General features: G+C 61.2%; 13 protein-coding genes. 9 read left to right on the top strand and 4 right to left on the bottom strand.

Annotated elements, in window-relative coordinates; genetic code table 11:
• Positions 1-95: 95 nt before the first annotated feature.
• Positions 96-2,312 (bottom strand): caspase family protein, encoded by a 2,217-nt coding sequence (locus tag BHMPCIPO_RS06450; protein ID WP_173515989.1) that lies wholly within the window; start codon positions 2,310-2,312, stop codon positions 96-98.
• A gap of 310 nt (positions 2,313-2,622) precedes the next feature.
• On the opposite strand from BHMPCIPO_RS06450, the gene BHMPCIPO_RS06445 reads away from it, so the two are divergent.
• The 3 genes from BHMPCIPO_RS06445 to BHMPCIPO_RS06435 all read left to right on the top strand — a co-directional run bounded on the left by BHMPCIPO_RS06445 (position 2,623) and on the right by BHMPCIPO_RS06435 (position 4,797).
• On the top strand, positions 2,623-2,979 hold the full coding sequence (locus BHMPCIPO_RS06445) for a hypothetical protein (protein WP_173515988.1): 357 nt from the start codon (positions 2,623-2,625) through the stop codon (positions 2,977-2,979).
• Positions 2,980-3,172: 193 nt separating this feature from the next.
• Entirely contained in the window at positions 3,173-3,550 is a 378-nt protein-coding gene (locus BHMPCIPO_RS06440; RefSeq protein WP_173515987.1) for a PilZ domain-containing protein, read from the top strand.
• Positions 3,551-3,681: 131 nt separating this feature from the next.
• Positions 3,682-4,797 carry a pyridoxal phosphate-dependent aminotransferase gene (locus tag BHMPCIPO_RS06435; protein WP_173515986.1) on the top strand — a complete coding sequence of 372 codons (1,116 nt, stop codon included), beginning with the start codon at positions 3,682-3,684 and terminating at the stop codon, positions 4,795-4,797.
• Between the two features lie 58 nt (positions 4,798-4,855).
• Here BHMPCIPO_RS06435 and BHMPCIPO_RS06430 read toward each other — a convergent pair whose 3' ends face one another.
• Complete coding sequence (locus BHMPCIPO_RS06430; protein WP_173515985.1) at positions 4,856-5,122, bottom strand: sel1 repeat family protein; 267 nt, start codon at positions 5,120-5,122, stop codon at positions 4,856-4,858.
• Positions 5,123-5,716: 594 nt separating this feature from the next.
• Here BHMPCIPO_RS06430 and BHMPCIPO_RS06425 point away from each other — a divergent pair.
• The 4 genes from BHMPCIPO_RS06425 (at position 5,717) to BHMPCIPO_RS06410 (ending at position 8,607) form a co-directional block, all read left to right on the top strand.
• Positions 5,717-6,058: a DUF2147 domain-containing protein gene (locus BHMPCIPO_RS06425; RefSeq protein WP_173515984.1), complete on the top strand. Its 342-nt coding sequence runs from the start codon at positions 5,717-5,719 to the stop codon at positions 6,056-6,058.
• A 250-nt stretch (positions 6,059-6,308) separates the two neighbouring features.
• The gene (locus BHMPCIPO_RS06420) at positions 6,309-6,482 is read left to right on the top strand and encodes a hypothetical protein (RefSeq protein ID WP_034804185.1); all 174 of its coding nucleotides are present in this window, start codon (positions 6,309-6,311) and stop codon (positions 6,480-6,482) included.
• A 77-nt stretch (positions 6,483-6,559) separates the two neighbouring features.
• Positions 6,560-6,736 carry a hypothetical protein gene (locus tag BHMPCIPO_RS06415; protein ID WP_173514876.1) on the top strand — a complete coding sequence of 59 codons (177 nt, stop codon included), beginning with the start codon at positions 6,560-6,562 and terminating at the stop codon, positions 6,734-6,736.
• A gap of 368 nt (positions 6,737-7,104) precedes the next feature.
• Positions 7,105-8,607, top strand: coding sequence for an AMP nucleosidase (locus BHMPCIPO_RS06410; RefSeq protein ID WP_173515983.1), 1,503 nt, complete (start codon positions 7,105-7,107; stop codon positions 8,605-8,607).
• A 57-nt stretch (positions 8,608-8,664) separates the two neighbouring features.
• Here BHMPCIPO_RS06410 and BHMPCIPO_RS06405 read toward each other — a convergent pair whose 3' ends face one another.
• The gene (locus BHMPCIPO_RS06405) at positions 8,665-9,618 is read right to left on the bottom strand and encodes a lysylphosphatidylglycerol synthase domain-containing protein (protein ID WP_173515982.1); all 954 of its coding nucleotides are present in this window, start codon (positions 9,616-9,618) and stop codon (positions 8,665-8,667) included.
• Positions 9,619-9,721: 103 nt separating this feature from the next.
• Between BHMPCIPO_RS06405 and BHMPCIPO_RS06400 the strand changes: the two genes are divergently transcribed.
• Positions 9,722-10,729, top strand: a complete 1,008-nt coding sequence (locus BHMPCIPO_RS06400) for a glycosyltransferase family 2 protein (protein ID WP_173518104.1) — start codon at positions 9,722-9,724, stop codon at positions 10,727-10,729.
• Positions 10,722-12,251 carry an ArnT family glycosyltransferase gene (locus BHMPCIPO_RS06395; protein ID WP_173515981.1) on the top strand — a complete coding sequence of 510 codons (1,530 nt, stop codon included), beginning with the start codon at positions 10,722-10,724 and terminating at the stop codon, positions 12,249-12,251. Before BHMPCIPO_RS06400 ends, BHMPCIPO_RS06395 begins: the two co-directional genes overlap by 8 nt.
• Here BHMPCIPO_RS06395 and BHMPCIPO_RS06390 read toward each other — a convergent pair.
• Entirely contained in the window at positions 12,188-13,111 is a 924-nt protein-coding gene (locus BHMPCIPO_RS06390; RefSeq protein WP_173515980.1) for a diacylglycerol/lipid kinase family protein, read from the bottom strand. The genes BHMPCIPO_RS06395 and BHMPCIPO_RS06390 overlap by 64 nt on opposite strands.
• Positions 13,112-13,238: the final 127 nt, after the last annotated feature.

Raw genomic sequence — 13,238 nt, 5'->3', positions numbered from 1 at the left:
TTAGCCACAGGCGGCACCTGCCGCTCAGCAGGAAGCGCCGGAACCCGCCGACGTCTGATTCTCGTTCGCAATGAGGCGCCTTTATCTCTTATGTCTCAAGACTTGCCTGCGAGACGCTCGATCGCCTGTTGCGTGGCGGCACCGAAGTCGCCGTCAATCGGGCCGCCGTAATAACCGCGATCCCTAAGCAGCACCTGCATTTCCTTGCGGAAGTCCGGCGTGAAATTGTTGGGCTGCGTCCGCAATTCTTCAAGCTTGGCCGGATCGCCACCCTCGATGCTCGCCGCCGCCCAGCGAACCGCCTCTTTCGCATCCGCTTTGGTGCCGAGGCCGTAATCATAAAGTCGGCTCAAGTTGCCCATGGCGTAGGCGCTGCCGGCATTCGCTGCCATCTCATACCAGGTGCGTGCCTGCACATAGTCCTGCGAGACACCGTTGCCGATGTCATAGAACCAGCCGAGCAATGCCATGGAATAGGAATCGCCCATATTGGCCGCCTTCTCATACCAGACCTTCGCTTCGCTGTAGTTCTGCTCAGTTCCCAACCCGTTTTGATAGGCCCAGCCGAGCGAGGACATCGCATTGGTGTCACCGCTCTCGGCCGCCTTCTTGTACCAGGACAGCGATTGCGCCAGGTCCTTCGGAAGGCCAAGCCCTTCCCGGTAGAACCACCCCATCGTCGCCATCGCGTTGGCATAACCCTGGTTGGCCGCCAGGTCATACCATCTGGCTGCTTCGGCAAAGTCCTGTGTGATGCCGCCATAGCCCTCACGGTAGAGCCAGCCGAGGGACGCCTGGCCGTAGGCGTTGCCGCCCATGGCTGCCTGCTCGAACATGCGCTTGCCCTGGTCGACGTCGACCGGACCATCGGTCCCATAGACTGAAAACCAAGCGAGATTCGTCAGCGCATACAAATTGCCGCCGTCGGCGGCCTTCCGGTAGTTGCGCCGCGCGTCAACATAATTGCGGCCGGCATCCTGCGCCCGACCCAGCATGTTGACGAGCATCATATCGTCCGGATTCTCGTTGACGGCCTGGGCGCAGGCGGTCAAAGCCCGCTCGGAATCGAGCTTCAGGAAGTTGACCCCGAGGAAGCCCGGCATCGATTGCGGCTCGCCTGCGAGCAGGTAGCAATCGCGCGAGGCCTGCGTGTCCTTGCCGGTCGGCGAGACGTTGAGACCCTTTTGCGGTTCCAGCGCCGCGATCTGCTGCTCGGCCTCGGCCTTGTGCCTGCTATCCGGATAGCGCTCGATAAAGCGCGTCAACGCCGCGGCATCGGTCGACTGCTTCAGCGCCTCCCAGGCAATCTCGTCGGGTGAGACACTCGACGTCTGCTCGGCCTCGGTCAGGCGTTTCAGCTTCTTTTCGGCGAGCATCCTGTACACGGGATCCGACCCGTGCTTCGCCAGGAACGCCGCGATCAGATCCTTGTCGGCGAGGTCGCGAATATTCTGCCAGTCGGCGGCTGCTTCCGATTGGCTGTTTGGCGAGAGTTGGCCGCCATTGTTGGTGATGTTGATGTTCACCTCTTTGATATTGAGGAAGATCTGCGCCCCACCGAGCGACCCATAGACGAACGGCTCCTGGCCGCGATTGGTGACCGACACCACTTCGTCCCGCACCTTGCCAAGCGCAATGCGAACGTCGACGCCCGGCTCGGTCAGGTATTTGGCGAGTGCCGTGGCAAAGGGGCTGTTCTTGCCCTCCCCGTCGAGTGCGACCGTGCCGGCCTTGGAGGCAAAGGCGACGAGCAGGTCGGCCGATTCCGGTTCGACGCGCGCAAGGCCCCGCGAGACCGCCCTGGTCGAGATCGAGCGCGTCATGCTTTGTTCAAAGGGATTGTTGCGGCACGCGTCGAGGATGACGAGCTTGAGCTTGGTCGCGCCTTCGAGTGAACGCTGAACCCGGTCGAGGCCGATCGCCTCGTCTTCGACGTCCTTGTCCGTTTTCAGTCGCACGTCGACGGGAAGCAGAAAATTCGCGCCGTTCATCTCCATGCCGTGACCGGAATAGTAGACGATCGCCACCTCGGCGCCGGTCGCCAGATCCTCGAACTCGCGCAGCGCCTTGACCATGTCCTGGCGACCGACGTCGTGCACCGTCGTGACCGAATCGAAACCGGCGTCCTCGAAGGAGGCCTTCATCAGTTCCACGTCATTGGCGGGGTTGTTGAGCGGCGACGTCGCTTCATATTTCTCGTTGCCGATCAACAGCGCGACGCGCTTGGCGGCCCATGCATCCGCCATCGGCACAAACAACGCGATACAAAGAATAGAGAGCGGCAGCCAATGCCGCGAATGCCCCGTGAACATGCCATTCCCTCCGGCACCGACCATCGTTCTTCGCCTTGCCCGGCTTGAACGACCGACGATGCCCTCGCCCATCTGCCCCTCGGAATCACCACATCGGGCGCTCCGATCATGCCTGGCGAAAGTATTACGTATGAGATGGGGGCTTTCAATGTACGCAGGCGTCATAATTTACTCCGTGATACGCGTGCGCAGAGCGCAAGGTCGAAGCAAGTCGATGCACTTAGCTGAGACATGATAGCGGCACAGCCGTCGATTCCATCGATGACGATGCTGCGAGGGTTACGAAGGGCTGTCGGTCTCGGAGCTTGCCATGTCCATGAAGATGCATGTCGCGGAAGGAAAGCCCGGCCAGCTTGCAACGACGCATCAGCACTATTTCATCGAGCGGCCCTGCCGTATCCTCGTCATTGGTCAACAGCTGAAAGTGAAGACCAAGTATCAATGCCTGCTGCGCCACATCTCGATTGCCGGCGCGATGCTCGACTTCAATGCTGCGATCCCGCTGCCGAAACATTTCTTTCTGGAAATCGAAGGTTTCAAGGAGGAAATCGGCTGTTCGCAGGTTCATCGAGAAGGCACCGAACTCGGCGTGCGCTTCAACATGCTGCTGTCGCCGGATTTCTTGAGACGCCTCATTCGAATCCAGTTCTCCAGCGGCAGCCTCTGATTCTCAACGCAAAACGCGCGACATTAGATTTTTAGTGATCGATTTCAGGGGATTGCAAGTTTCTCCTGCGAAAGTGATTCTATCATTGGTGGAGTTGGGCCACTGCGATGTGGGGCAAATGAATTGTCCTGGATTGCCGAATGCGTTCGGGAGACGATCGCATGCGCAATCCGGCTCTGGCGGAGAATAGCGCATGTTGCACCAGACAATGTATTCCTGCGTCCCTTCGCCATTCTACGAGCGACGCTACGAACGCTTCTCCGTCGCACACGCGGGGACGGTGACGTCGGTACGGCCGGGACTCGGCGGCGTCTCGGTCCGGCCATGCCGAATGATCGACATATCGCGCGGCGGAGCCAGCTTTGCGGTCGATACCACCATCGGGCTGTCGCAACATTATTATCTGCACATCATCGGCACGCCGCTCAGGATCGGCTGCGCCGAGGTCTATCGCAACGGCGAGCGCATCGGTGTCCAGTTCATAAAGCCGATCGAACAGACCTTGCTGCGCGAGATCATCCGGCAGGATTTCTTTACCGGACAAAACGGCAAGGCGGCCAAATCACGCTGATTGCAGGGCTGCGGCCGCGTACCGCGATGAACAGCGGAATTCCGGCAGCTTTTCTCGTCAGGGCGATTCCGAATTGCGGCAGCTTGCGCTAAGTTCCCCGGACTTTCTTCGAACGGGGCCCATTCTCCAGCATGTCCGCTTTTTCTCGCTTCACGCCGCTCATCCAATCCCTTCCGTCCACAATTCCGTTCGTCGGCCCGGAGGCAATCGAACGGCAACGTGGCCGAGCCATCGCCGCGCGCATCGGCGCCAACGAAAGCGGGTTCGGTCCGGCCCCGAGTGTCTTGGCGGCAATCAATGAAGCGGCCGGCGGAACGTGGAAATATGCCGACCCGGAAAACCACGACCTGAGACAGGCAATCTCTGCCCATCTCGGCACCACGCCGGCCAATATCGCGATCGGTGAAGGCATCGACGGATTGCTCGGGCAGATCGTCCGCATGGTGATCGAGCCCGGCATGCCGGTCGTCACATCGCTCGGCGCCTATCCCACCTTCAACTATCACGTCGTCGGCCATGGCGGTCGGCTGGTTACCGTACCCTATGCAGAAGACCGAGAAGACCTCGAAGCTTTGCTTGCGGCGGTGAAGCGGGAAAATGCGCCGCTCGTCTATTTCGCCAATCCCGACAATCCGATGGGAAGCTGGTGGTCGGCCGAGCGCATCGTCGACTTCGCCCGGGCCTTGCCGGAAACAACGCTCCTTATCCTGGATGAAGCCTATTGCGAGACGGCGCCGGCCGAGTCCCTGCCGACCATCGATGCCTTGATCGATCGCCCGAACGTCGTGCGCACGCGCACCTTCTCGAAAGCCTACGGACTTGCAGGGTCGCGCGTCGGCTATGTCATCAGCACGCCGGGCACGGCGCAGGCCTTCGACACGATCCGCAACCATTTCGGCATGAACCGGATCGGTGTCGCGGCAGCGATGGCCGCGCTCGCGGACCAGAACTATCTAAAGGAGGTAATTGCGAAGATCGCAGCGGCACGCCAGCGCATTGCGGCCATTGCCGCAGACAACGGCCTAACCCCGCTCGCCTCCGCCACCAATTTCGTGGCGATCGACTGCGGCCGGGATGCCGTCCATGCCCGCGCGATCGTCGATGCACTGATGAACGACCATGGCATCTTCATCCGGATGCCGGGCGTGGCGCCCCTCAACCGCTGCATCCGTGTCAGCACCGGACCGGAAGCGGAGATGGCCCTGTTTGCGGCCGCCCTGCCCGAGGTTCTGAAAAAGCTCGCCTGATCGTGCTTTCAGATTCCTGCTGTCGGGCGGCGCTCACGCTGAGTGCCGCCGCATCGGCTCAATGAACCGTCATCCATTCGCGAGCGGCGCGAAGGGCTGCGGCGAGATCTACCTTGCTCATCGTCATCGCCAGATCGGCGCGCAGGTCGACGGCGCGGTCGCAGCCCTTGATCGCGGCGATGTTCAGCCACTTGTGGGCGGCGACGAGATCGACCGGGCGTCCGTGGCCGGTCGCATAGGCCAGACCCATTTCACAGAAGATTTCCGCCTGGTTGTCACCACCCATCGCGGCATCCGAAGCAATCTGCATATCAAAGCGTGCCATTGTCTTGTCCCTGTCTTGCCTGGTTGGTTTTTCCGAAGCGGCCCGCCCGTTTGGAGCGGGCCATGCTCCAGATCAGCACTTGTTTTGGTCCCTGTTCGACCTTGCCTCTTGGTGGGCCTTTCCGGAGCGCACCGTCTTTTTGCGGCGTCGTCTTCGGCGGTTTGTCGGAGCGTTTTTGTCCGCTCGTCTTATGGCTCCAATATGCAGCAGGGCTTTCAATGCGCGCTTAAAATGCATGCTTAATTTGCGACAAACAAAGTTCAAACGCTTGGTAAACTTGAGTTTTTGTTAAACATCGGAAGGCCGGGAATCCGGCGCATTCGCCTCAAAATTTACGAAAAATTCAACTGCCGATTTCAACCAAACGCTAACCACGAAAAGATCGACGGCGGCGGAACCGCCAGGAATTCGTAGCTTCGACCTGCTTGCAACGGCCAAGAAAAGCACCGAAAGCCGTCATTGGGCTTGTTTACCTTTACGTGCGCGTAAGCTATCGTGCGCGCGGCGGTGAGGAGCCTGCCTTTGCACACGAGGACATCTCAAGAGCTACCGGCGGAGCGGACCACGCCGGCAGCCTCGATCTGGAGGACTGGAATGATAAGAACCTTGCTCATGACCGCGACGTTCGCCCTTGGCATTGCCGGGACGGCGGCAGCGGCAGAATCGATCGTCGGCAACTGGAAGACCGCAAGCGGAGCAACTGCAGAGATCGCCCCCTGTGGCGGTGCGTTCTGCGTGACGCTGAAGACCGGCAAGCATGCCGGCAAGCGTATCGGCAACCTGTCCGGCACCGACGGCAGCTATTCGGGCGAAATTACCGATCCGGACACCGACAAGACCTATAGCGGTTCGGGCTCCGTCAACGGCAATTCGCTGAAGATGAAGGGCTGCGTCCTGAAAGTGCTCTGCAAGTCGCAGACGTGGACGCGCCTTTAGGCGCTCGTTGAGGCGGCCAGGAAAATTAGCAATTCGGAAGGGCGGCCACCGGCCGCCCTTTTGCATGTGCTGTCCATCGGCTTGGCCGTTCTGTTCCGCCAGGCTCGGCATTTCCCGGCGCGCGCGACAGCGGCCCAAATGCAACCGAAGATGAACGCCAGATGAACGGACATCTCAGCATCAATTCAGTTTGGGTGTGCGAAAACACACTCAATCGATTTGAACCTGCCTCCAAACAACGGACAGAACCATGGATATCCTTGCTCGGCGCCTCACCATCATCAGCCTTCTGATGGTCGTTTTCGCTGTAACTCTCGCCGCTGCCGTCAGCGCGGACACCGAACGTCGCCGCAGCAATACCTACCTCGGTTCGCTGACGGATTGCACCGCACACACGGCGCAATACTGCCAGGCCAAACTCTAACCCCGGACGAGACGGGCTGCGCCCTGCTCCGACGCCAAGTGAAACCGATCACCTCGTGATCTGATGGAGAGACGAACATGCTGGCCGCTCTTTCGACATCCGTGTTTCTCTCGCTGCGCGTTCTTGCACTGGCCGGCCTGTTGATGGCACCGGTCGGGGCGCTTGCCTACTCCAAGGCCAACGGCGCCGGCATCGGCAAGCAGGGCGCCGGCCTCGTCCTCTTCGTGACCCTGCAGCGCCAGTCCATGACCTGAGGCGGGACAGCCAGACGGAATCGCATGAAAAGGGGGCCTCGCGCCCCTTTGTTCTTTCCGGCTTGCGCTCGGCGTCGCTTTCCTGTCCTCTTACTCCGCCGGCGCCACGCGTCTTTCAAGGCGCCAAGGTCGCAGCACTTTGAATAGCTGCATGTTTCCTTTGGATAAGGAAAGATGCCGTGAGATTCGCCACAACTTTTGCCTGACTTCTCACCCTGATCGACAGTCCGGCGGCTGGGCGGGCCTATGCCGCCTATGGCGGCGTCTTGCCAGCCCGCGTTGAGCCCATCGACACGCCTATCGCGACACAGTTGTGTGCACCGATATCTTGTCGTTTGCTTGTCAGAAGTCGCAGCCTATAATGCGACATGAACAAGCGAATCTCTTCACACTCCGTCCTTTCCGTCGCAACGCCTCAGCCTTTCGAGCCGCAGTACTTCGACGATCCCGCCGCTGCCGTCGATTGCCTCGAGGCGCTTTACGAGCGTAATACGCGGTTCCTCTGCGAAGCTTTCGAGGGTCTGGGGAAAACCGACAAGCCCCTGACGCGCTATCGCGCCTGCTACCCTCAGGTCAGCATCGAGACGAGCAGCTTCGGCCACGTCGATTCCCGTCTGTCCTTTGGCTATGTCAGCGCCCCGGGCGTCTACACGACCACGATCACCCGGCCAAAGCTCTTCCGGCACTATCTGAAGGAACAGCTCGGGCATCTGATCCGCAACCACGGCCTCGGCATCACCGTCTCGGAATCGGCGACCCCGATCCCCCTGCACTTCGCCTTTGGCGAGGGCGCCTATGTGGAGGCGTCGGCCGCAAACACCATCGACATTCCGCTGCGCGATCTGTTCGATGCACCCGACCTGACGACCACCGACGACGAGATCGCCAACGGTTCCTACGAGCCGGGTCCTGGAGAACCCTCGCCGCTCGCGCCTTTTACGGCCCAGCGCATCGATTATTCGCTGGCGCGGCTCAGCCATTACACCGCGACGAGCGCCACGCACTTCCAGAATTTCGTCCTCTTCACGAACTATCAGTTCTACGTCGACGAGTTCTGCGCCTGGGCCCGCCAGCAGATGGCCGAAGGCGGCAACGGCTACACGGCCTTCGTCGAGCCCGGCAACATCATCACGCCGGCCGGCTCCGACAGGCCGGAGACCGATTATCCGCTCGCCCGGCTGCCGCAGATGCCTGCCTATCACCTGAAGAAGAAGGGGCACGGCGGCATCACCATGGTCAATATCGGCGTCGGCCCGTCCAATGCCAAGACGATCACCGACCACATCGCGGTGCTGCGGCCGCATGTCTGGCTGATGCTCGGCCACTGCGCCGGCCTTCGCAACAGCCAGCGCCTTGGCGACTATGTGCTTGCGCACGCCTATATGCGCGAGGACCACGTGCTCGACGACGACCTGCCGGTGTGGATCCCCCTGCCTGCGCTCGCCGAAGTCCAGGTGGCGCTACAGGATGCCGTTGCCGAGGTCACCGGCTACCGCGACTACGATCTCAAGCAGATCATGCGCACCGGAACCGTCGCGACCATCGACAACCGCAACTGGGAACTTCGCGACCAGCGCGGCCCGGTCAAGCGCCTGTCGCAGGCGCGCGCCATTGCGCTCGACATGGAATCGGCGACGATCGCCGCCAACGGCTTCCGCTTCCGCGTGCCCTACGGAACGTTGCTTTGCGTGTCGGACAAGCCGTTGCATGGCGAACTGAAACTGCCGGGCATGGCAACCGCCTTCTACAAGACGCAGGTCAGCCAGCACCTGAAGATCGGCATCCTCGCGCTGCAGAAGCTTGCGTCCATGCCGCCGGAGAAGCTGCATTCCCGCAAGCTCAGAAGCTTCTACGAAACCTCGTTCCAGTAATCATTGGAACCCTCGCAGTCCCGGCGGGAAGCTCAAGTCAAACTTCCCCGGGATTGCTCAGCGTTTTCTCCCCAACGCCATCGACAAGATCGTGCCCGCCACCGCGGACACGATGATCAAAAGATGTGCGTTGACGCCGGCGGCCGCCAGTTGCTCCAGTCCGGCGCGATCGGCGGCCGCGCCGAAGGATACCGCACCGGCCGCGATCGCCGCCGGATAGGTTCCGACACCCGCGGGCGCATGCATCGGCAGCACCGAGGAGAGCTCGCCCCCGAGCGCACCGCCGAAACAGGCGGCCAACGGCGCGACGCCCATGAAGGCCAGCACCCAGGCAAGAACGATAACCTTGACCGCCCAGTTGAGGATGGTCATGCCCCAGGCGCGCAGGAACGCAACGATGTTGGCGGGGACACCCGCCTCCAATTCGTCGACGATTGCATCGAGCTTTGTCGGCAACAGCCGGCGCGCCAGCGCAATCACTTGATCCTTCAGAAGAAAAAGGAGAAGCGGCGAGACGAACGCAGCCAACCACGCGATCCACAGGGCGGCTGACCCACGGTCGAGGACGAGGCCAACGGCGGCAACGACGAGAAGGGCGTGCAGGTCGAGCAGGCGCATAACCAGGAGCGCCGACGTGCCGCGTGCAAGCGGCACGGAAAACTCCGAGCGCATCAGGAGCGGAAAGCTCGTCTCGCCGGCGCGAAACGGCAGCATGATGTTCAGCAGGTTGTGAACCTGGGTGACGCGAAGCAGCTGTAGGAAGCGGCCCGCCGTTTCGTTCGGGAAATAGTCGTAGATGCGGTAGCAGCGGATGAAGTATGTCGCGACGAGCAGGGCCAGGGCTGACGCGGCAGAACCGAAACCGATCTCGGACCATTGCCTCAGCAGCGCCGCCCATCCCCAGAACCATTCGACGAAGGCCGCGTAGGCCGCAATGGCGCCTGCCGACAGCAATGTCATCCGGTTGCGGGCGAGCCAGGATCGCCCGTCGGACTGGCAATCCGAAGTCATCAGATCTCGATTTCCCGTGTTGAAACGCAAGAATGAACGTTGGTTATCACTGATAACTGTGCAAGAAAACGATTATGTAAGCGCAATCCCAATCTTGCGGCAAATGCAGGCGCCGCATGCACGAGCTGTTCCCATGTACTCCATCGAACTTTCCGTCGTCATTCCCGTGTTCAACGAGGAGGACAGCATCCAGCCTTTGATTACACGGGTCCGCGAGGCGCTGGCGACGTTCCCGTCTCCTTGGGAACTGATCCTCGTTGACGACGGCAGCACCGACCGAACGCTTGCAAATGCAAGAAAGGCCCTTTCCGATCCTAACCTCGACCTCAAGATCGTCGAATTGCAGAAGAACTTCGGGCAGACGGCGGCTATGCAGGCTGGGATCGACTCTGCTGCCGGGCGGCTGATCGCCACGCTCGACGGCGACCTTCAAAACGATCCGGCCGATATCCCAGAAATGGTCAAGGCAATCGAGGAGCGCGAGCTCGATCTGCTCGTCGGTTGGCGAAAGAACCGGCAGGATGGCCTCTTGCTCCGGAAGATCCCATCCTGGTGCGCCAACCGCCTGATCGGCAAGATCACCGGCGTCAGGCTGCATGACTATGGCTGCAGCCTGAAGGTCTACCGGACCTCCGTCATCAAGCAGGTGAAGCTGATGGGGGAAATGCACCGCTTCATTCCCGCCTGGGTCGCCGGCGTGGTGCCGAGCAGCCGCATCGGCGAGATGCCTGTCACCCACCACGCACGGCAGCATGGCCAGTCGAAGTATGGGCTTTCCAGAACCTTCCGGGTGATTCTCGATCTGCTGTCGGTGCTCTTCTTCATGCGATACAAGGCGCGCCCGGGGCACTTCTTCGGCTCGATCGGGCTTGCGACAGGGGCGCTCAGCGCGCTGATCCTGATCTATCTCGGCTTCGACAAGTTCATCCTCGGCAACGATATCGGAACGCGACCGATGCTGATCGTCGGCGTCATGCTGTTCCTCTCGTCCGTTCAGCTGATCACGACAGGCATTCTCGCTGAAATGATGGCGCGAACCTATTTCCGCGACGACGGTACTACCAACTACATCGTGCGGCAGGTGTTCGTCCGGGACCCGGCCGATGCTTGACGTCGTCAACCGTCGGCCAAACTTCGTCATTGCGCTGATCGCCGGTTACTTCCTGTTCTGTATCGGCTTGCGCCTCGCCATTTCCACATCGCTTGAAATCGACGAGTCGGAACAAGCCTTCGTCTCGCAGTTCCTGATGCTCGGCTATGGTTCACAGCCCCCCTTCTACAACTGGCTGCAATTCGGGCTCACCTCGGTTTTCGGGCCATCGCTTGCGACGATGACGGTGCTCAAGAACGGGCTCCTGTTTCTTTGCTGTCTCGTCTACGGCCTGGCGGCGCGCGAGATCCTCAACGACCGGCGCCTGACCGCCATCGCCACGGTCGGCGTCCTGACCTTTCCGCCGATTTTCCTGCTCGCACAGCGCGACCTTTCGCATACGGTCGCAGCGCTGTTTGCCGTATCGCTGTTCCTCTACGGTTTCATCCGGACGATGACGCGGCCGAGCCTCTTTGCCTACGTCCTGACCGGCGCTGCCGTCGGCATCGGCGTCATCTCGAAGTACAACTTCGCGCTCGTCCCAGCCGCCGCGGTCCTTGCGATTCTGCCGGAGCCGAAGTTTCGCGCCCGGCTCTTCGACTGGCGCATCCTGGTTGCGGTCGCCGTCTGCGCGCTGATTGCGCTGCCGCACGGCTACTGGATCCTGGATAATCTCGGCGCCGCCTCGCGAAATACCCTGAATGAAATGGGAACGGTCCAGCAAACCAGCTACCTGAGCAAGGCGCTCAAGGGAATTGTTGCGCTGGTTGCCGCCACGCTTCGCGGCGCCGCCATTCCCTTGGTCGTCTTCGCTGTGGTGTTCCGCAAGGACCTGCCGGCCATCTGGCGCGCCGGGAACCCCTGGACGCGGGTCATCGGGCGCATGCTGCTGTTCTGCCTCGGCGCCGTGCTGTTGATCATGCTGGCCGTCGGCGCCACCCACATGCGCGAGAAGTGGCTGGTTCTCTTTCTCGTCCTGCTGCCGCTTTACCTTGCTCTCAAGGTGGAGGCTTCCGACGTCGACACCGCACGCAGCGTCCGCCCCTTCCTGCTGCTCGTCGCCTTCATCATCGTCACCACATTGGTAATCGTCTCGGCGCGCGCGGTCGTTCGCCCCTGGTTCGGCAAATTGTCGAGGCTGAGCATTCCCTATAGTACCCTTGTCGAAACCGTCGCTCGGCAGCAGGGAGGCGAGCCGGCGATGGTCATCGCCGCGGACAAGCTGCTTGGCGGTAATGTGCGCACGCGCCTGCATGGCGCTAAGGTTTTCGTCCCCGGCAACAGCAGCAGCCCCCCGATCGAGCATCTGGCCGGGCCGCTTCTCGTGGTCTGGAGCGATAACGGCAAGCTCGATGCTCCGCCACCTGAAGGGCTCCTCGACTTCCTGAGGTCGCTCGGCGTACCGGAGGCGGCAATGAAGCCGCAGCAACTCGCCCTGCCCTATCTCCATGGCAAACTGCCGGATCGCTATGGCTTCGGCTACTTCTGGATCGCCGATCCGTCGCGATCGGCGCCAACGAGCAGCTTGAGTTCACCGGGGTGAATGCGGAGCGCGACGTCACGGCCCATCGGCAGAAGTTCACCGTCAATGACGCAATTGATCTTGCGCTCCACCTTCGGAAAATGCAGGTCGAGGGCATAACCGCTCATGGCGGTGATCAGCGGGCTGTCGCGAAATTTGCCGCGTATGACATCGAAAGCGAGCTTGGCCACGCCCGGCGGGCTCAAGGGCGGCGCCGTGTAGAAGCCAAGGTGGCCGGCCGTGATGTCGTCGGCATACAGCAGACTATAGCGGCCGAATGGGTTGTTCGAGACTGAGACCGCCGAGACATGACGGCTCTCCTTGTGGCCGTCGACATCGAACTCGATCTCGAAATCAGGGGGATTGAGAATAACGCCGACCGCCGCGCGGGTGCTTGCGGCGATTTTTCCTGCCCTCGAACGAAAGCTGAAGGACTCGCGATAGCGCACCATGCGGGCATGGAGGCCCATGGAAAACTGGTGCACGAAGGCCCGACCATTCGCACTGCCGATGTCACCGTCGATGATCACGCCGTTTGCCAGCACCTCCGGCACCTTCCAGATGTCGAGCGGCAGCTTCAGCGTGCGTGCAAAGAGGTTCATCGTCCCGGCGGGAACGACCCCAAGCGGCATGCTGTTCTTCCACGCGACCGCGGCGGCCGCGGAAATCGTGCCGTCGCCACCGCCGGCGAGGATCGCATCGAGATCGTCGCGGCGGCACGTGCGCTCCAGGGTCTCGCGCATCTCGCTTCCGGAAACCGCTGCGATCTCGACCTGGTGCCCCGCCTCGTGAAAGACTTCCTCGACCTTCCGGCCATAGGCCGCCATATCCGTCGTGCGGAAGGTTCCGCCATCACGATTGAAGATCGCCTTGATTTTCATGAATGGGTCACTGGCTCCGTTGCCGCGGCAATGCTGCTTACCGCGATCAGATAATCGCGATTGCGGTCAATTCCAGAACCTTACCGAAACTTAACGGGAATCGAGCGCGTGCCGATCCGCCCCGGAG

This window comes from Ensifer sesbaniae (assembly GCF_013283665.1).
GTDB classification, from domain to species: domain Bacteria; phylum Pseudomonadota; class Alphaproteobacteria; order Rhizobiales; family Rhizobiaceae; genus Ensifer; species Ensifer sesbaniae.
Note: the sequence above shows the minus strand (reverse complement) of the source record. Positions and strands in the feature narration are given on the sequence as shown.